Origin of the sequence: Corynebacterium sp. HMSC063G05 (assembly GCF_001810555.1) — a bacterium.
Taxonomy (GTDB): domain Bacteria; phylum Actinomycetota; class Actinomycetes; order Mycobacteriales; family Mycobacteriaceae; genus Corynebacterium; species Corynebacterium jeikeium_D.
Window position 1 is genome coordinate 77,857 of sequence record NZ_KV801845.1, and the last position, 18,705, is coordinate 96,561.

Consider the following 18,705-nt stretch of genomic DNA (forward strand, 5'->3'; position numbering starts at 1 on the left):
GAACACACTCCGACACACCGCCCGACGTCCTCACCAGCACACTCCCGCCGGATTCAACTTCCCCCATGTGAGTGATGGGTGGACAGCGCACTCATACTGTTTTGGTTACCCTAGTAGGTGACATTCCTTCATTCTCACGAAAGGACTCGAATGAACATCGAGCAGGCACGTCAGATGACTGAGGGCAAGGGCTTCATCGCCGCTCTCGACCAGTCCGGTGGATCTACCCCGAAGGCTCTGCGCCTGTACGGCATCAACGAGGATCAGTACTCGAACGAAGATGAAATGTTCGACCTGGTTCACGAGATGCGTACCCGCATCATCACTTCCCCGTCCTTCAACTCTGAGCAGATTATTGGCGCGATTCTCTTCGAGCAGACCATGGATCGCGACATTGAGGGAATCCCGACCGCTCAGTACCTGTGGGAAAAGAAGGGCATCGTCCCGTTCCTGAAGACTGACAAGGGCCTGGCTGACAAGGAAAACGGCGTTCAGCTTATGAAGCCGTGCCCGGGCCTGGATGAGCTGCTGGAGCGCGCTGTCGCTAAGGGCATCTTCGGTACCAAGATGCGTTCCTTCATTGCCGAGGCAAACGAAGAGGGCATCAAGGCCAACATTGCCCAGCAGTTCGAGTTCGGCAAGCAGGTTCTGTCCCACGGTCTGGTTCCGATCCTGGAGCCGGAGGTCGACATCAACGCTGCTGACAAGGCAGAGGCTGAGGACATCGTCCTGCGCGAACTGCTCGCTGGCCTGGATGACCTGGCTGATGACCAGAAGGTCATGATCAAGGTTTCCATCCCGACCAAGGATGACCTGTACAAGCCGCTGATTGAGCACCCGAAGGTCATGCGCGTTGTCGCCCTGTCCGGTGGCTACGAGCGCGAGGACGCCAACGAGCGCCTGTCCCGCAACCACGGCATGATTGCTTCCTTCTCCCGTGCACTGTCTGAGGGCCTGTCCGCTCAGCAGTCCGACGAAGAGTTCAACGCAACTATGGCTGAGTCCGTCAAGGGCATCTACGAGGCTTCGATTTCCTAATCGTCCGCGCTGTGCATCTGCGCTTGTGCGCGCCTCTAGGTAGCCGCTAGCGCAACTAAAAACTCCCGCACCAAGAAAACCTGGTGCGGGAGTTTTTCTGTCGGCGCCTCTGCCCTTACGACAGCACCGTCCTACACCGAGCGCTTCGCAACAGCTGCTTTACGACGCGCATTCACACCACCAATGACAACCGGTAGCACGGAAATTGCAATCACCAGTAACATGATCTTGTCGATGGAACTGGTGATTCCCGGAATGTTGCCCAGCAGCACACCAACAGCGACCATACTGGCGACCCAGCCAATCGCACCGGCGACATTCCAGCCGATGAACTTTCCGTAGGGCATATTCGCAGTGCCCGCAGCCAGCGGAACGTAGGTGCGCACAATGGGAACAAATCGCCCCAGCACCAACGACAGAGGTCCGTACTTGGCAAAGAACTTCTCGGCCGCTTCCAGACGATTAGTTCGCAGCACCTTTGCATTGTCGCTGAACAGTTTGCGGCCGAAGGAGTGGCTTAAGAAGTAACCGACTTGATCGCCCAGCACCGCGGCAATAATACCGATAACCAGCACCTGCCAAGTGTGGACATCTAGCTCTGACCTTAAGACGGCAGCAGTGACGGGTTAAGTAAAGAAAAGTGTGTCCGCATGCCACCATAACCCCAGACCACACACCACAAATCACCAAAGAATAGCTCCCCGAAAGCTATTACCCACACCATCCCGCACCTCCGGCCACATTTGTGCTAACCGCACACCGGTTGGATTAAAGGATGACCACCAACCGCCCCAGCTGCCCACTATGCGGCAACAACACAAAGAAAAACGGCACCACCAGCAAATCAACCACCCGTTGGCGCTGCACCCACTGCGGACACTCCTTTACCCGCAACACCCAAACCCACAACAAAAACACCGCCACCATGGCTTTGTTCATCCAATGGGCCACCGGCACCCAATCTCTAACCACCTTCGCCGCACACCATGGCGTAACCAGGCAAACCATGCACCACCGATTCCGATGGTGCTGGTGGATCATCCCCACACCCACCATCGACTCATTCCGCATCCATGACCAAATCTTCCTCGACGCGACCTATCTAAAGTCCGGATGCCTCCTGATCGCAGCCAGTAAAACCCACGTCATCAACTGGACCTGGGCCAGACACGAAACCACCGCCGCCTACACCGAACTCCTACGCCCCATTGCCGCACCACTAATCGCAGTCACAGACGGCGGACAAGGTGCCCAATCAGCCATCCACCACTGCTGGCCAACAACACGCATCCAACGCTGCCTCGTCCACGCCCAACGAACAGTCCGCCGCCACACCACCAGCAACCCCCGCACCGATGCCGGCAAAACCCTCTACCGCCTAGCCCTGAAACTCACTCGCATCACCGACCTTGACCAAGCATCCACATGGGTCGCCCACCTGCACGAATTCGACCACACCTACCGGGAATGGATGAACGAGAAAACCACCATCAAAGACCCTGCTACCGGCGCCTACACCAAGGTCTACACCCACCAACGCGTCCGAGCGGCCTATCAATCATTGCTATCTCTGCACCGCAGAGACCTGCTGTTTACCTACCTGCAACCCCCACCAACAACCATCGACCCCGACAACCTTGCAGCAACAACAAACAGCCTCGAAGGTGGCATCAACGCCCCCATAAAAGAACTAGCCCGCAGACACCGCGGACTATCACTACCGCATCAACGCACAGTGATGGATTGGTGGCTGTATCTACATACAGAAGTCCCTGACGATCCGGTCAAGATCGCCAGGGACCAACGATGGGGTCAAGACGCACTTTCCACAGCAACAGACCTGATCACCCACAACACCACAGCCACTACCAATGACATCGGTGCACCAGCAGAATACGACACCGCCATCGACACCAGCTACCAACACAACCTCGGCATCCAAAAAGGCTGGATCAAATAACCGCAACACGCCCGGAAAAGACACACTTTTCTTTACTTAACCCACCGTTGCAAGCACCGTTTAAACCAAAGAACCCCAGGCCAGAAAACTTCCTGACCTGGGGCTTTGGAGCCGGAAACGGGACTCGAACCCGTAACCTACTGATTACAAATCAGTTGCGCTACCAATTGCGCCATCCCGGCAACTTTAAAGCGACCCTTTTGGCGTTAGCCGTCGCTGGCTCGAAAGAATCAGAGTCAACCTGAGAATCGAACTCAGCTGTGCCGCTGACAGGCGATTGTACAGGTTGGCAAGCAGAAGTTAAAAACGACACCACAGGAATACTGCAACCGCACTTCTTGAACACTTTTCTGCACACTAAAAGCCCCGCTCAGATAGGTAAATTCACCCCACCGAAAACGAATTGAGATTCTCCGTCACCGACGGGGTAGTGTGACTATCGCTAAATCACTGGGGCTATGTTGCTGCAACGCCTCTAGAACTCGTCTTTGCAATAGCGCTGCAACGCACCCCAGGCAGTATCGGGGAAAGGAAGTGTCGACATGCCATTCGATGGTGGCAACAAATCCAACGCCGAAGAAAACTCCGCTGCGAAGGATGATGCCTACGATGCCGAAGCCGCTGTCGCTTACCCCGCTGACCCCACTGTCTCTTACGACGACACTCCGCAGACCCAGTTTCCTGCAATCGACAATCAGTCCACCTTCAAGCAGCGCGTGATTGATTTCGTTTCCGGCCCAACGGCAACTGTCGACCTAGTGCACTCGACCACTACCCCACTGCCGCTGGCACCGATTGATTATTCCGACCCCAGCCAGGTTACGGCCGTACTCGATCTCGCTGCTCGCATCGGAGGACTGCTGCTGGCATGTGGCTCGGGCAACCGCGACACCGAGCTGCAGATTAAGACCGTGACCTCAGCCTATGGCCTCACCCAGATCCAGGTTGACATCACGTTGACCTCGGTGACGGTCTACCACCTCATCGGTGCCCGCCGCACACCAATTACGGCTATGCGCGTAGTCACCGCACCAGTGCCCGACTTCGAGCGCTTGCGCCACACGGACCGTGTCATCCGCCGAATTCGCGCGGGCCATCTGAGCCTGGAGGAGGCTATTGAGGCTATCGACAAGGTCGAGCGTGAGCCCGCAAAATACCGCCTCCGCGTCATCTACGCTGGCTGGGCGTTGCTGGCCTCATCTGTGACAGTGCTACTCGGCTCTGGTTTCGAGGTCGCTCTCATCGCGGCTGCCGTCACACTGGCCATTGTCATTGTGATTGGCGAGCTTGCCGCCCGCGAGTTGCCCACATTCTTCCAAAACGCAGTCGGCGGTCTCATCGCCACACTCTCCGCTGCTGTACTCAATGCGGCACAGGCATACCTTCCCTTTGAAATGCAGCCATCCAGGCTAATTGCCTCGGGAATCATCGTGATGCTCGCCGGCCTAACCCTCGTGCAAGCACTGCAAGACGGCATCACCGGCGCGCCAGTGACTGGCTCAGCGCGCTTCTTCGACACCATGCTGTTGACCGGCGGCATCGTCGCTGGCATCGCGATGGGCATCGAGTTTTCTGGAATGCTGGGCATTCCGCTTCCCGACGTCATCGCGGGCTCCGACCTCAACCTGGCCCAGGCGACAGTGCGGGTGATAGCGGGAACTACCGCCTCAATCGCATTTGCGTTGGCCTCGAATGCTGGGTTCACCGCGTTGGCAGTGTCCGGAACGGTCGCCCTGCTGGGGTCAATGACCTACTACTACGTGTTGACTCCGCTGGGAGTTCATCCGGTGACCAGCGCAGGCGCGGCAGCAACACTGATTGGTCTCATCGGTGGCCTGCTGGCACGACGTTGGTCCATCCCGCCGCTAATTACGGCAGTGGCAGGCGTAACCCCACTGCTTCCGGGTATGACAATCTACCGCGGTATGCACGCACTGCTGCACGACCACCCGACCAAGGGGTTTACGGCGCTGGCCTCAGCGCTGGGCATTGCGACGGCACTAGCTGCGGGCATTGTCCTCGGTGAATGGATGGCGCGCAGGCTCCGTCGCCCTCGCGCACTGCGCGAAGACAGTGGCCTGACCCGTCCAATCCGGGCCGGTATGCGTCGCATCCGTCCTGTGAATCCGCGGAACAAGCCTCGCCGTCCACGCAACTACCGCTTCAAGGGCGGTATGAACCCGCGCGTGGACTAGCCGTACCGTGGGAGCATTGTCCACACCGCGCGACCTATCAACAACGTGGTAGAATTAGGTTTTTGAATTGTAAGTAGCGCTTAAAGCCGAAACTGCGTCATCACAATCCCATTCCTTCTCCGCTGAACTCGGTTGAGCTCAGTGACGGGAGCATATGGCGAGATGGCTGGCAGAAGTAGGTGTATTGGGCGCAATTAAGGCCATGCTTGCCAGGAGGATTCGTGCCACCGAAGGTCACAGACACTCGCACTGCTCAGAACGAGGCTCTTCACAAGGTCGAAGAAAAGACCGCTGCTGGCGCACGGCGAATTGTGGCTACCTTCGCCGAGGACTTTTACGATGCCGTCACTCTGATGTGCATGCTCGGAGTGGAGAAGGAAGGCCTGAGCTTCAAGAAGGTTCACGAGGAGTACGAGAAGGAAAACGCTCCGAAGACCGCAAAGCGCACACGCAAGTCCACTAAGAAGACTGCGAAGAAGTCGACCAAGAAGGCCGCAAAGAAGACCACTCGTAAGACGGCGAAGAAGGCTGCCAAGAAGGCCGCTAAGAAGACGACGAGGAAGGCTGCTAAGAAGACAACCAAGAAGGCAGCTAACTAACGGGGTCACGCAGCATGGGTCTGAGCGGGAAAAAGGCGGTTGCCGCAGTAGCTGTCGTTGCGGCAGTGTCCATGACGGCTACCGCATGCCAGGCAAAGCCGGCAGCGGAGATCGTCGGCAAGCAATGGCAGATTACCGCGATTTTTGATGACCCAAACCTGCCCCACGGTGTGCCGGACGGAACTCAGGCACCGACTATTACGCTGGGGCAAACAACGTATACCTTCGCTGATTCCTGTGGCAACGGCTCTGGTTCGCTGCAGTGGAAGGGCGAGGCGGTCGAATTCGGTACCACGGAGCAGACTCGCAGTTTGGACTGCTCAGACCAGGCGCAGACCTATTCGGAGCGCTTCCACAAGATTGTTGCGGGCGAATTCGTCTACACGCAGGACAACAATGGTCTGCGCATGCGAGAGATGAAAGACCCCAAGCCAGGCGAGGATCGCCGTGGCTGGACTGCGACAACCTCGGGTTACACCGAGGGGCGCTGACGCCACTTCTGATCGACAGGCGCATCGGTGCCGGGGTGAGAAACCCGTGCGTAAGAACCGCGGTGGTAAATGAGCGGATTGATTTCTTCACGCTTGCCGATAGCCACAATATCCGCCGTCACAATCCAGTGATCGCCGCCTTCGTAAACATCGACGACGGTGCAATCAATCCACACGGAGCAGCCGTGCAATAAAGGGTTGCCCAGCTCAGAGCGGGTCCACTTCCCCGTCTTGAACTTTTCGCCATTACTGCGGCCGAAGGCTGCCGAGATATCCTCCTGATCCTCGGCCAACACATTGACGGAGAAGCGTCCAGCGTTCCGTATATGCGGCCAAGACCGCGAGGTCTTCATGACAGTAAACAGAACCATCGGTGGAGTGAGACTCAGCGAGGAAAAAGACTGGCAGGCGAAACCGTACGCTTCGCCTTCATCCTCGGTGGCGATAATGGTCACGCCTGTGGTGAACTCACTCATCGCGCCACGGATAGACATTTCATCCAATTCGACGGGGCCGCCAAGTTCGACATGGTCGTCGCGGGTAGCTTCCGGACTATTGAGAGCCGCAGCTGATTGGTCGGTGCTCGAATTTGTTGAATCTGTCATGTAATAGACCTTAATCTGAATCCGAACACAGTAAAGACGAGGTGGGGTTTACCACCCCAAGAGCCCCCGATAGCGCTACGATGTTGTTACCCTCGTCGGTCCGCTACCCGGCTGACGGTGCCGACGGCGCTGCAGTTGTCGCTCCAACGACAAACTCAGTCTCCAACAAGACGCGAGGAGCGCGACCGCTGTCCTCGCGTGCGGCCTCAAGTTCCTCGGCCAGCGCGCGGCCGACGGCAATGCCCTTCTGCCTATTCGGCTGAATTACAGTGGTCAGCTTGTGGAAGAGGGCGCGCTCGATTCCGTCAAAGCCTGTGATGGACAGGTCCTCCGGAACACGAATTCCGTTCTCCTTGGCATATTCCAAGACCGCAATTGCCTGAGTATCCGTGGTACAGACCACCGCCGTGAGATCCGGGTTGTCGGTCAGCAGCTGGCGAGCCGCATCGCGGTTATTCTCGCGGTCATTGAGGTGACGCTCGATGATAGGCACATCTGCCTGCTGAATACCGGCCTCGGCAAGCGCTTCCAGCGCACCTTCGACGCGGTTCTTCTGCACCTGGTGATGAGCTTCTGCCAGCCGCTTCTCCGTGACATATCCCGAGTTCGGGGTACGCGACAATCGCACTGACAAGATTCCCACCTTGCGATGTCCCAGTTCAGTCAGGTGTCGCACCGCGGGCTTGATGGCCTCACGGTCATCGATGCCCACAAACGGTAGAGCCACCGCATCTGCAGGCTGGTCGCACACGACCGTCGGCAAGCCACGGGCGCGCACGGCAGCGAGGAACGGATCGTTGTCCGCGACGGAGTAGACCACGAAACCGTCGACCACCGCTTGCCGAATCAGATTGAGATCTACGTCCCCACCCTCCTCGGAGGAAGCTGGAATGACCAACATGGAGTCGCCCATTTCGCCGAGCTCCTCTGCGAGGCCGGCGAGAAAATCCACCGACGCAGGGTCTTCAAAAGCGAACGGGAGGTGCTCGGTGAACAGCACGCCGATGGCGCCAACCCGGCGCATGCGCAGACCGCGAGCCATTGGGTCCGGCCCGGGATAGCCAAGCCGCTCCGCAGTTTCCAAGATGTGCTCCCGCAACTTCTCCGAGAGCTGGTCAGGGCGGTTGTAGGCATTGGATACGGTCGTGCGCGAGACCCCAAGTTCTGCAGCGATGGAAGCCAAGGTGCCACGACGACGCCGACTTTGCACGGAATACCGACCCTTCTTGAAAAACCAACAGCGACTGCCCGCTCAGATATCTTCGTCCAGCTACCTCAGGTAGAAAACCTCGATTTTATGGAAAAGAACTACAACGAGCATCACACGCTTCTAATCGCGGACAACTTTACCCAACGAATGTGCGCGACTGTCATTTCGGCCACTCCGGCAGAGGCCCGCCTTGTGACTGGGTCTCCGCAGCCCCTACTATGTTCTTTGAACTAAAAGACAACTGTTTTCAATAGCGGTTAATGCTCAGGAGCTGAATAAAAGGAATAATTCAGCCCGCAACAGGATTGGATACATATATGAAGGCACGCTTTTCCACGCGCATCGCGGCGCTAGTCGCCAGCGCCGGCCTCGTCGCAGGTCTCGGCGCATGCTCCAGCAATGATGACAGCGCTACGTCCGCGGGCAAGTCCGAAGACACCATTAAGGTGGTCACCTCCACCAAGGTCTGGGCAGACGTCGCCGACGCAGTCACCGACGACGAGAAGGTCTCCATCGACCCGATTATCGCGTCCAACGACATCGACCCTCACTCCTACGAACCGGCCGCAGCCGACATGGCAAAGGTAGAGGACGCCGATATTCTCGTCGCAGGTGGCGGGCATTACGACGCATGGCTGACCTCCTCTCTGCGTGACGCAAAGGACAAGGTCATTATCTCTGCGCTACCGCAGGAAGAAGGCCACGACCACGATCATGACCATGATCACGAAGGTCACGACCACGACCATGATCACGAGGGCCACGAGCACGACCATGAAGGCCACGAGCATGATGGCGAAGGTCACGACGACCACGAAGGCCACGAGCACCACCACCATGACGGCGAAGCCAACGAACACGTCTGGTACGACACCGATGCGGTTGAAGAAACTGCAGAGCAGCTCGCCGAAGCTCTGACCAAGCTGGGCGCCAAGGCCGACACCAAGGCCGTCGATAAGGAAATCAAGGACATCGAAGAGGCCAAGAGCAAGCTCAAGGCCGCTAAGGTTGCTCAGGTTCACCCGCTGGCCGATGACATCCTGAAGGACACGAAGGTCGAGGACATCACCCCGAAGGGCTACCGTCAGTCCACACTGAATGAGTCCGAGCCGTCGGCAAGCGATGTCAATGAAATGCTGAAGCTGATTGAGTCCGGCGAGTTGGACTACCTCATCGACGCACCGCAGACCCACGACCAGGTCTCGCAGCGACTCGTCGAGGCTGCCAAGGCAAAGGGCGTTAAAATCGTCGATGTTTTTGAGTCGCCGAGCGCTGACCAGTCGTTCTTTGACCTCTACAAGAAAACCCTTTCCGATATGGAGTCCGCATAACTTTGCCCTCACTGACTTTTACTGACGCAGCCGTCGAGCCGCTGTGGTCCGGTCTCAATTTGAATATCGAGCCCGGCGAGTTCTTGGCCATCCTGGGCCCCAATGGCGTCGGCAAATCCACGCTGCTGACCGCTGCCCTTGGCATGCGCCAGCTGACTCACGGTTCAGTAAAAGTCGACGGGAACCTCGGCTACATTCCACAGCAGCGGATGTTCGAGCCCTCACTGCCCATTCGGGTTCGCGACCTCGTCGAGTTGGCGGCCGGCAAGAACCGCTCCGCCACCGACGAAATGCTGGACTTTGTCGGCGCGGGCGGTATTGCAGGCCGTCGCGTCGGCACGCTCTCTGGCGGTCAGCAGCAGCTTGTCCGTCAGGCGCAGGCGCTCGTTTCGGCACCAGATTTTTTGCTTTGCGACGAGCCTCTGCTCTCCCTCGACCCTGCGGCGCAACGGACCACGGTCGAGCGCCTGGACCGGCATCGGAGGGAAAACGACACGGCAGTCGTCTTTGTCACCCACGACATCAACCCCATCCTGGGCGTCTGTGACCGGGTGCTCTACCTGACGCCGCACGGACATGCGGTCGGGTCAGTCGAGGAAATTATCACTTCAGAGACGCTCTCGGAGCTCTACCAAACCAACATTGCGGTTGCCCGTGTCGAGGGAAAGCTGGTTATCGTCTAATGACCCTACTGACTCAGTATTTCTCCGACACCGCTGCTCTGCTCCAAGTCGGGTTCGTCCACAATGCTCTCATCGCGGCAGCTCTACTCGGGCTAATCTCCGGCATCATTTCGCCCCTGATCGTCATGCGACAGATGAGTTTCACGGTCCACGGCACCAGCGAGCTGGCACTTATGGGTGCATCCGCGGCCCTACTACTTGGTGTCAGTGTCAGCAGCGGTGCCATTATCGGTTCGGTGCTCATCGCAATAGTCCTGGCGGCACTGTCGCTTCGAGGGCGCCAAGATGCGGTCGTGGGCGTGGTCTTGAGCTTCGGCATGGGCTTATCGGTGCTGTTTATCCACCTCTACCCCGGCCGGACAAGTACCGCGTTTTCACTTCTCACCGGCCAAATCATTGGTCTGACTGACACTTCTCTATGGACGATGGCCATCGTCGCGGTCATCGTCGTCGGCGGCGTTACCTGGAAATGGCGCCCGCTGCTATTCGCCTCCGCCGACCCCATCATGGCCGCCGCCTGTGGTGTCAACGTGAAGGCGCTATCGATTTACTTCGCGATTCTCACCGGTCTCGTCGCCGCCCAGGGCGTACAGATTGTCGGCTCTCTGCTCGTCATCGCCCTCATCATCACCCCTGGTGCTGCGGCCGCATTCGTCACCGCCTCTCCTGTAAAGGCCATCATCCTGTCGACCATCTTCGCCGAGGTCGCGGCCGTCGGCGGCATTGTTCTCTCACTCGCACCGGGCATCCCGGTCAGCGTTCTAGTGACGACAATCGCATTTGTCATCTACCTGATCTGCTACGCCATCGGAACGGTGCAATCGCGCAAGGCAACGCGTGACGACGTCCAGGCTGCCAAGTGGAGCAAATAGACACATACGCTTTTCGGAGTGGCTTTTAAAACAACAAAAACATCGGGCAGCCCCTCGAGTGACGATTGCGGAGAAGGTGCGCACCTTCCCTCTCGCCACCGAGGGGCTGCCCGTATTTTTGCTGGATTCTCTAAAAGCAGACTCCAATACCCCCAGCTCTTTTTAAGACTGCGAGACTGCCGAAATGGGTTGCCCCGGCAGACAGAAAAACTAACGCTGAGGATGTCGTGGTCTGACATCTCAGTGACCCAAAGCTAGCTGTACAAGCCACCGCTAGGTCCGTGCGCTTCCCTAAACTACGGCCAATTACGCCCCCATTTCTAGGAGCATGATATGCCCGCCCTCCCCTTCAGGAAACTACGGATAATTTTCTGTTGGAAGTGATAATAACGCCGTCATTTCTGCAGCGCACGCCGGAAATAGAATTATCTTTAAAGCGCTGAACTACTGGGGGTAGCCATAAGTACCGGCCGCCATTTAGAACGCAAAATACCCCACGTAAACGCCATTACTATAACGAATTGATAATGGCGCCTACGGGGGTATCAAATGCGCTACTGACTGCTCTTAGCCCGGCGCTGGCGGGCAAACTCACTCAGAGTCACACCGGCAGCAACGGAAGCATTGAGAGACTCAACCCAGCCAGTCATCGGAATGGACATGATGGTGTCACAGGTATCGCGCACCAGGCGCGAAAGCCCCTTGCCCTCAGAGCCGACGACCACAACCACCGGGGTGGTGCCGTCGTAAGTGTCCAGAGTGTGATCGCCACCGGCATCCAGTCCAACGACCTGATAACCAGCCTTCTGGAACTGCTTGAGCGAGCGCACCATGTTGGTCGCCCGCGCAACCGGCAGACGCGCAGCAGTACCAGCAGAGGTACGCCAGGCGACGCCCGTAATGGCAGCCGAGCGACGCTCCGGAATCACCACACCGTGACCGCCAAAGGCCGCCACCGAGCGAATGACCGCGCCCAGATTACGGGGGTCGGTGATGTTATCCAGGCAGACGATAAGGCCCGGCTCCCCGGTCTTGGCCACCGAATCAATCAGATCTTCGACAGATGCGTACTTGTACGGCGGAATCTGCAGGCCGATACCCTGGTGCATAGTGTTGCCGGTCATGGTGTCCAACTCGTGGCGGGGTACCTCGCGAATCGGGATACCACGGGAGTTAGCAATACGCACTGCCTCCTGCAGGCGCTCGTCATTGTCGGTACCCAGCGCCACAATCAGCGCTGCCGCTGGCACCTTTGCATGCAGGCACTCCACGACCGGGTTACGGCCAACTACCAGCTCGGTGCCATCCCCCTTGCGCTCATGACGCCCCGAGTCACGGCGGCGCTTCTCTTTCGCCCGCTTATGAGCTGCGTGATAAACGCGGTCCTCTGCTTTCGGGGTCGGCCCCTTGCCACGCAAGCCACGCTTTTGGCCACCGGAGCCGCCAACGTTCTTCTTGCTTGCCTTGCGCACCGCACCACGACGACCGTTGCCTGCCATAGCTACCTGCTTCCTGTTGTTAATAGTTTTCTTTAGCTTTAGTCAGCGACAGACCATGCTGGACCATCCGCGGTATCAGTTACCTCGATACCCGCTTCCTTCAGACGGTCGCGCACAGCATCAGCCGTAGCCCAGTCCTTCTCGGCACGAGCCCGGGTGCGCTCCTCCAACTGGTGCTCAACCAGCACACCGAGCGCATGCATTGCTGCATCAGAACCAGAATCGGAGGTTGCCCACTGCTCATTCAGCGGATCGAATCCAAGGACTGCGGCCATAGCGCGGACAGCACCGGCAATCTCCTTGGCCTTGGTCTCGTCGCCGTCGGCAAGCGCCTGATTGCCCCCACGGACAGCGTTGTGGATTTCCGCGAGCGCGCGTGGGACGGCGAGGTCGTCGTCGAGCGCTGCTTCGAACGCCGGCGTCCACTCACCGATTTCGATATCGCCGAGCTTATCGACGGCACGGTGCATAAACGCCTCGATACGACGGTAGCCCGCTGCCGCTTCCTGCAGAGCCTCCTCGGAGTACTCCAGCACGGAGCGGTAGTGCGCACTACCGAGGTAGTAACGCAGCTCAACCGGACGAACCATGGTCAGGATATGCGGCACGGACAACACGTTGCCGAGCGACTTCGACATCTTTTCGCCGGCCATTGTGACCCAGTGATTGTGCATCCAGTAGCGAGCAAAGCCGTCGCCGGCTGCGTGCGACTGCGCAATCTCGTTTTCATGATGCGGGAACTGCAGGTCGAGGCCGCCACAGTGGATGTCGAACTCCGAGCCCAAGTAGTAGGTGGCCATGGCGGAGCACTCCAGGTGCCAGCCCGGCCGGCCATTGCCCCACGGCGTCGGCCACGAGGGCTCGCCCGGCTTGGCAGCCTTCCACAGTGCGAAATCGTGCGCACCGCGCTTGCCCGGAGTATTGGTCTCGCCCTGCTCCATCTCGTCGACGCGGTTGCCGGACAGGCTGCCGTAGTCGCTGCCTTCAGCCTTGGACCAGGCATCCACGTCGAAATAGACGCTGCCATCGACAGCGTAGGCGAAGCCGTTATCCATCAGACGCTGCATATACTCCACCATCTGAGTGACATGCCCGGTAGCGCGCGGCTCAACGCTCGGCGGGAGAACACCGAGCTGGTTGTAAGCCCAGGTAAATTCGCGCTCAAAGCGAGAGACCCACTCCCACCAAGGACGGCCGTGCTCGGCGGCCTTGTTCAAAATCTTGTCATCGATATCGGTGACGTTGCGCACAAAGGCGACGTCATACCCCTTGGCGATCAGCCAACGGCGCAAGATATCAAAGGCCACGCCGGAGCGAACATGGCCAATGTGCGGCTGAGCCTGCGGGGTCGCACCGCACAGGTAAATGGAGGCATGCCCCTCGCGGAGAGGCTCAAAATCCTTCAGTTGGCGGGTTGCGGTATCGAAGATTTGAAATGTCACAGCCCCGAGCATAGCGGGGAAATAGATACGGGTGAAAAAGAGAAAACGGCTAGCGCACACGGGCAATGTGTGTGCGCTAGCCGTTATCCGGAAAAGTGCAGAAAATCCCTACTGGGTGGAAAACCGATAAGGGGGCTCGACTTATGCGTCTGCGTCCAGGTCCACCGGCTTATCGTCGGCTTCATCCTTCTTCTCACCAGCGGCACCTTCCTGTGCCAGCGCGCGGTGACGCTCGATAGTGGCATCGACGCGGGCAAAAACTTCCTCGACCTTGGCCTCATCAACGCCGTCGGCAAGCGCGAGCTCACCGACGAGAACCTGGCGAGCCTTGCTCAACATACGCTTTTCGCCGGCGGACAGACCGCGGTCCTGATCGCGGCGCCACAGGTCACGAACTACCTCAGCGACCTTGTTAATGTCGCCCGAACCCAGGCGCTCCTGGTTGGCCTTGTAGCGACGAGACCAGTTGCCGGCCTCTTCCACGTCGGTCTCACGTAGCACGGAGAAGACCTTCAGCAGTCCCTCTTCACCGACAACATCGCGGACACCGACCAGCTCGGCATTCTTGGCGGGCACCTGGATATTCAGATCACTCTGCAGAATCTGCAGTACAAGGTACTGAACGGTCTCACCGTTAAGCTCTCGTTCAATGATGTTTTCGATTTTCGCAGCTCCGTGGTGCGGATAAACTACGGTATCGCCAATGCTGAATTCCATGTAATGCACACGCCCTTTCCAACGGCCTTCCACCCTATCATGTCCCCCCATGATTTTACGGGTAGTATGAGAACATCTTAGGAAGACACTAAGGTGTTCTTTAAATACTGAAAATCCTATCGCCCATCCTCAAGCTACTGGAGGAAATCTAGTCATGGCCTTCAAGTCCGTACTTCGCCGCAGCGCTCTCATCACCGTCTCCGCAGCATCTGCAGTTGCACTTGCTGCCTGTGGCGCCGGTCAGATTTCGCAGACCGCAAATCAGCACCCGGCTGTCGACGGTGCGATGAACGGCGGCGAAGATGCTGCCGGCAAGGGTGCTGAGAACACCAACTCGGCTCTTGGCTTCGTCAACATCCGCGACGCTCACATCCTGGTTGACCCGGAGGCTGGTACCGCTGGTCTGAAGTTCTCCGCCAGCAACCAGCAGCGCGCTACCGAGTCGGTCTACACGCTGAAGTCCGTCACCGTTGAAGGTATCGGCGAGGTTGAGCTGAAGAAGGTCGCTGAGACTCCTTCCTTCGCTAAGGCTGCCAAGGGCGAGAACTCCTTGCCGCGCGAGTGCCAGATTGTTGCCGGCCCGAAGTCCGTCATCGATCCGCTGGCTAAGACCGCTAAGGACAACACCGGCTGCATCGCGTACTACACCAATGAGCTGGACCCGGCCACCCTGGTTGGCGACAAGAGCAGCGCTGCTGGCCAGAACCGCGAGGCCACCTTCGAGTTCACTGACCCGCAGGGCAACACCAACACCTACGACCTGGACATCACCGTCTCCGCTGACATTCTGGAAGCTGGCGCACCGAACCGCGGTGCTGACGGCATGATTGAAACCAAGTAAGCGCAGTACAGCGCGTTCCCTGCGCTGTTCGTGCGCAGCGCACTATCAGCGCTGGTACAGCGCAGTCCTGTCCCGCAAATAACGCGAGGAGCTTCATCGAGCGGGCATGGGCGATTGGTCGCTTGATACGGGCCACGGCGGTACAGTCAGTCCTTGACACATGTCATTGACTCTGCCCTGGCCCGTTCTCGCGTATCTGGGGCAATTTTTTAGCGACATTTCCCGCACATCCCGCACCAAACGTTGTCGGGTCTGTCGCCCCCTCGTTTGAAGCAAAGGCGGTTGCACCGTGGCCAAGACCAAAGACGAAGCCTACGAATGCTCGGCATGCGGTTGGCAGGTGTCGAAATGGGTTGGTCAATGTCCCAACTGCAAAGAGTGGGGCACACTGGAGAAGGTCACTATCCGCTCCAGCAGAGGGAAGTCCGGCTCCACCCTTGAGGACAAAATCGCCACCCGGGCAGCCAAGCAACGTCGCCGGAGTGCTGCCACAACGGAGCCCGGCACGCGAGGTGACCGTCGTAAAGCATCTTCCACTTCCGTCGCGGCTGAGAGCCAGCGTTTAGCACAGCGCGCGCTTGACGACGATGCGGAGGAACGTTTCCTCGCCGAGACATCCGCAACAGATCGAATCCCCACTTCTTCTTCTGAGCTGACGGCCATTACCGGGATTTCCGCCAAAGCTGCGCACGCGGTGCGCACGGGCATCGGTGAGCTGGATCGGGTGCTCGGTTCGGGTATTGTGCCGGGTTCGTTGGTGCTCTTGGCCGGCGAGCCGGGGGTTGGTAAGTCGACGTTGCTGCTTGAAGTGGCCTATCGCTGCGCGGACGGCGATTTGGGGCCGACACTTTACGTCACAGGTGAGGAGTCGGTCGGTCAGGTGCGACTGCGTGCCGAGCGCACTGGCGCGCTGTCGGACTCGCTGTACCTGTCGGCGGTGTCGAATATCGAGGACGTCATCGATCTGACGCTAGAGCTCTCCCCCGGTCTGCTCATTGTGGACTCCGTGCAGACGATGCGTGCCGACGTCGAAGGTGCTCGCGGTGGCGTTGCTCAGGCCCGCGCCGTAACCTCTGCCCTGGCGGCGTTGGCAAAGGAGACCGGGACTGCGATTTTCTTGGTAGGGCACGTGACCAAGGACGGCAATGTGGCCGGCCCGCGCACGATGGAACACCTCGTTGATGTGGTACTCAACTTCGAAGGCGATAGACACTCGGGGCTACGCTTCTTGCGGGGTCTGAAAAACCGCTTCGGCAGCACCGATGAGGTGGGCTGCTTCGAGCAGACCGCGGGCGGTATTGCGGAAGTTGAGGATCCCTCGGGGCTGTTTTTGCATCACCGAACACCGACCTCGGGAACTGCAATTACCGTGGCCATGGATGGCCGCAGACCGCTGCTGGCGGAGGTGCAGGGCCTGGTAATCAACACCGAGGCACATAATCCACGACGCAATGTCTCTGGTCTCGACCCGAGGCGCGTGCCGATGGTCGCGGCCGTGCTGACTGAACACGGTAACTTCAAGCAGTTGGCCCGCATGGAGATGTACGTGTCCACCGTCGGCGGAATGACGCTGTCGGAGCCTGCCGCGGACCTGGCGATTGCGCTGGCACTGGCCTCATCCATGACTAAGCGGACCTTCCAGGACAAAACCATTGCACTCGGCGAACTGGGGTTGGCCGGCGAAGTGCGGCGAGTGACCGATTTGGAGTGGCGCCTTAAGGAAGCTCATCGAATGGGCTTCGACACGGCAATTGTGCCCAGAGGCGCAAAAGGCCCGGCAGGGATGCAGCTGCTGGAAGCAGCCACCGTTGCCGAGGCCATTGAGCTTGGGTTAGGAGCTAAGCGCTAGCGCATGTTGAACGTGTAGGCGTCAGAGTTGTTGTCACCAATCACGCCGTAGAAGATGTACGACCCGGAGGGAACTGGGACCCGGTCTTCTTCGGAGCACTTGTTCGGCGCCGAGGTCAGACGCGACCAGGTGGCGGCATAGTTGACTTCCTCGCCCGGTGCCAATACCAGTTCACCGTGGCCTTCGGAGTCATTGCAATCCACATCCGACCAGACTCGCTCATACGTTGCCAGGTCGTACACCTCGAAGCGCAACTGCTGCTCATCAAGGTTCACGCGGCATTCACCGCCGGTGGGATTGTGGACGGTAATCGCCAGAGTCGGCTGCTCATCGCCGTAGTTCGGCTGATCCGAGGTGGCCGTCACCTGCAGATCTGCAAGGGTACAGTCCTTTTTGCTCGCAAGCGCCGCCTGAGCGTCATCCTTCGCGGAGTCTTCGCCTTCCTTGTCGCCCTTCTTGGCGTCCTTGTCAGACTTGTCGTTCTCCGAGTCCTTGTCAGACTTAGGCGCGTAAGGTTCCTTGGGCTGTTCCGGAGGAGTCACCTCTTTCCCGTCATCCCTGGTGACATTCACCGGTTCAGAATCCTCGCTGTCCCGGTTTACCAGTGCGGAAATACCCCAGCCCAGGAGAACGAGGATGATAACGAGCAACACCGCCGCGGCGATACGCCGACGCCGGTAGATTTCTGGAGGCAGCTTATTGGTCACACATTTAGGTTAGCGGGTTCTCGCTGACTCCATGGGTAACGACGGTCTCAGCGCGTCCGTCCTCCAAGCGGTACCGCATACCGACAACGCCTACCTCGCCGGTCTCCAGTCGCGACGAAATCTCCGGAGAGCGATCAATAATGTGATTAACAATCTCGCGCACGTGGCGACGCTCAAATTCGTCGATTTCAGTCTCGCCATCCTTGCGAGCCGCCAGCAGCGACGGGGTGACCTTTTCAATCAGCACACGCTGGAAACCACCCGGCAGTTCGCCACCATCCAGTGCATTCTTCGCCGCAGCCACAGCGCCGCAGGACTCGTGACCGAGAACAATCACCAGCGGAACTCCAAGACCATCAACTGCGAATTCCAGCGAAGCCAGCACCGACAGGTCAGTAATCTCACCGGCAGTACGGATCACAAATACATCGCCCAAGCCCTGATCGAAAATAATCTCCACCGGAGCGCGGGAATCCGAGCAAGCCAGCACAACGGCCTTCGGCTTCTGCCCCTGCGTCAGCTGCTTACGACGAACCAAGTCCTGGCGAGGATGCGCAGTCTTGCTCTCGCAGAAGCGGAGGTTTCCGCGCACCATCGATTGCCATACACTCTCAGGAGTCCTCTCAGAATTGCTCATAGCTATATTGTGCAACGACTCTGCTGTTT

18 protein-coding genes and 1 tRNA gene are annotated in these 18,705 nt (G+C 58.5%); 10 read left to right on the forward strand and 9 right to left on the reverse strand.

The genetic code is table 11. From position 1 onward, the window contains the following. Window positions 1-150 precede the first annotated feature (150 nt). A complete protein-coding gene (locus HMPREF2751_RS03545; protein WP_038626781.1) occupies window positions 151-1,038 on the forward strand; it encodes a fructose bisphosphate aldolase in 888 nt (295 codons plus the stop codon). A 131-nt stretch (window positions 1,039-1,169) separates the two neighbouring features. Here HMPREF2751_RS03545 and HMPREF2751_RS03550 read toward each other — a convergent pair whose 3' ends face one another. Next, window positions 1,170-1,613, reverse strand: a complete 444-nt coding sequence (locus HMPREF2751_RS03550) for a DedA family protein (protein ID WP_246823136.1) — start codon at window positions 1,611-1,613, stop codon at window positions 1,170-1,172. A 200-nt stretch (window positions 1,614-1,813) separates the two neighbouring features. Here HMPREF2751_RS03550 and HMPREF2751_RS03555 point away from each other — a divergent pair, with 200 nt between their 5' ends. Continuing rightward, the gene (locus tag HMPREF2751_RS03555) at window positions 1,814-2,998 is read left to right on the forward strand and encodes an IS256-like element IS3503 family transposase (RefSeq protein WP_011018353.1); all 1,185 of its coding nucleotides are present in this window, start codon (window positions 1,814-1,816) and stop codon (window positions 2,996-2,998) included. A 106-nt stretch (window positions 2,999-3,104) separates the two neighbouring features. On the opposite strand, the gene HMPREF2751_RS03560 is transcribed toward HMPREF2751_RS03555, so the two are convergent. After that, window positions 3,105-3,180: transfer RNA gene (locus tag HMPREF2751_RS03560), tRNA-Thr, on the reverse strand. Window positions 3,181-3,540: 360 nt separating this feature from the next. On the opposite strand from HMPREF2751_RS03560, the gene HMPREF2751_RS03565 reads away from it, so the two are divergent. The 3 genes from HMPREF2751_RS03565 to HMPREF2751_RS03575 all read left to right on the forward strand — a co-directional run bounded on the left by HMPREF2751_RS03565 (window position 3,541) and on the right by HMPREF2751_RS03575 (window position 6,283). After that, window positions 3,541-5,193, forward strand: a complete 1,653-nt coding sequence (locus tag HMPREF2751_RS03565) for a threonine/serine exporter ThrE (RefSeq protein WP_070595472.1) — start codon at window positions 3,541-3,543, stop codon at window positions 5,191-5,193. Between the two features lie 221 nt (window positions 5,194-5,414). Further along, complete coding sequence (locus HMPREF2751_RS03570) at window positions 5,415-5,792, forward strand: hypothetical protein (protein ID WP_070595473.1); 378 nt, start codon at window positions 5,415-5,417, stop codon at window positions 5,790-5,792. A 14-nt stretch (window positions 5,793-5,806) separates the two neighbouring features. Continuing rightward, the gene (locus HMPREF2751_RS03575) at window positions 5,807-6,283 is read left to right on the forward strand and encodes an META domain-containing protein (protein WP_070595475.1); all 477 of its coding nucleotides are present in this window, start codon (window positions 5,807-5,809) and stop codon (window positions 6,281-6,283) included. Here the strand turns inward: HMPREF2751_RS03575 and HMPREF2751_RS03580 are convergent. Then, window positions 6,265-6,888 carry a flavin reductase family protein gene (locus tag HMPREF2751_RS03580; RefSeq protein WP_049189568.1) on the reverse strand — a complete coding sequence of 208 codons (624 nt, stop codon included), beginning with the start codon at window positions 6,886-6,888 and terminating at the stop codon, window positions 6,265-6,267. The two genes, HMPREF2751_RS03575 and HMPREF2751_RS03580, sit on opposite strands and share 19 nt — an antisense overlap. A 103-nt stretch (window positions 6,889-6,991) precedes the next feature. Then, complete coding sequence (locus HMPREF2751_RS03585; RefSeq protein ID WP_069358972.1) at window positions 6,992-8,098, reverse strand: LacI family DNA-binding transcriptional regulator; 1,107 nt, start codon at window positions 8,096-8,098, stop codon at window positions 6,992-6,994. A gap of 317 nt (window positions 8,099-8,415) precedes the next feature. Here HMPREF2751_RS03585 and HMPREF2751_RS03590 point away from each other — a divergent pair, with 317 nt between their 5' ends. The 3 genes from HMPREF2751_RS03590 to HMPREF2751_RS03600 are packed head-to-tail and all read left to right on the forward strand — an operon-like array spanning window position 8,416 to window position 10,984. After that, window positions 8,416-9,429 carry a metal ABC transporter solute-binding protein, Zn/Mn family gene (locus HMPREF2751_RS03590; RefSeq protein ID WP_070595477.1) on the forward strand — a complete coding sequence of 338 codons (1,014 nt, stop codon included), beginning with the start codon at window positions 8,416-8,418 and terminating at the stop codon, window positions 9,427-9,429. A 2-nt stretch (window positions 9,430-9,431) separates the two neighbouring features. Then, window positions 9,432-10,112, forward strand: coding sequence for a metal ABC transporter ATP-binding protein (locus tag HMPREF2751_RS03595; protein WP_016421445.1), 681 nt, complete (start codon window positions 9,432-9,434; stop codon window positions 10,110-10,112). Continuing rightward, on the forward strand, window positions 10,112-10,984 hold the full coding sequence (locus tag HMPREF2751_RS03600) for a metal ABC transporter permease (RefSeq protein ID WP_016421446.1): 873 nt from the start codon (window positions 10,112-10,114) through the stop codon (window positions 10,982-10,984). The genes HMPREF2751_RS03595 and HMPREF2751_RS03600 overlap by 1 nt, the downstream gene beginning before the upstream one ends. 554 nt (window positions 10,985-11,538) lie before the next feature. Here HMPREF2751_RS03600 and rlmB read toward each other — a convergent pair. From rlmB to HMPREF2751_RS03615, 3 genes are all read right to left on the reverse strand, one after another. After that, window positions 11,539-12,483 carry a 23S rRNA (guanosine(2251)-2'-O)-methyltransferase RlmB gene (rlmB, locus tag HMPREF2751_RS03605; RefSeq protein WP_070439689.1) on the reverse strand — a complete coding sequence of 315 codons (945 nt, stop codon included), beginning with the start codon at window positions 12,481-12,483 and terminating at the stop codon, window positions 11,539-11,541. Between the two features lie 38 nt (window positions 12,484-12,521). Next, window positions 12,522-13,925 carry a cysteine--tRNA ligase gene (cysS, locus tag HMPREF2751_RS03610; protein WP_042388940.1) on the reverse strand — a complete coding sequence of 468 codons (1,404 nt, stop codon included), beginning with the start codon at window positions 13,923-13,925 and terminating at the stop codon, window positions 12,522-12,524. Between the two features lie 141 nt (window positions 13,926-14,066). Beyond that, window positions 14,067-14,642 (reverse strand): CarD family transcriptional regulator, encoded by a 576-nt coding sequence (locus tag HMPREF2751_RS03615; RefSeq protein WP_005510159.1) that lies wholly within the window; start codon window positions 14,640-14,642, stop codon window positions 14,067-14,069. Between the two features lie 154 nt (window positions 14,643-14,796). On the opposite strand from HMPREF2751_RS03615, the gene HMPREF2751_RS03620 reads away from it, so the two are divergent. Further along, window positions 14,797-15,483 (forward strand): hypothetical protein, encoded by a 687-nt coding sequence (locus HMPREF2751_RS03620; protein ID WP_049171870.1) that lies wholly within the window; start codon window positions 14,797-14,799, stop codon window positions 15,481-15,483. Between the two features lie 289 nt (window positions 15,484-15,772). Beyond that, window positions 15,773-17,332 carry a DNA repair protein RadA gene (radA, locus tag HMPREF2751_RS03625; protein ID WP_049180934.1) on the forward strand — a complete coding sequence of 520 codons (1,560 nt, stop codon included), beginning with the start codon at window positions 15,773-15,775 and terminating at the stop codon, window positions 17,330-17,332. Here radA and HMPREF2751_RS03630 read toward each other — a convergent pair. Continuing rightward, window positions 17,329-18,039 (reverse strand): hypothetical protein, encoded by a 711-nt coding sequence (locus HMPREF2751_RS03630; protein ID WP_038626593.1) that lies wholly within the window; start codon window positions 18,037-18,039, stop codon window positions 17,329-17,331. The two genes, radA and HMPREF2751_RS03630, sit on opposite strands and share 4 nt — an antisense overlap. Window positions 18,040-18,043: 4 nt before the next feature. Further along, the gene (locus HMPREF2751_RS03635; protein WP_038626595.1) at window positions 18,044-18,676 is read right to left on the reverse strand and encodes a carbonic anhydrase; all 633 of its coding nucleotides are present in this window, start codon (window positions 18,674-18,676) and stop codon (window positions 18,044-18,046) included. Window positions 18,677-18,705 lie beyond the last annotated feature (29 nt).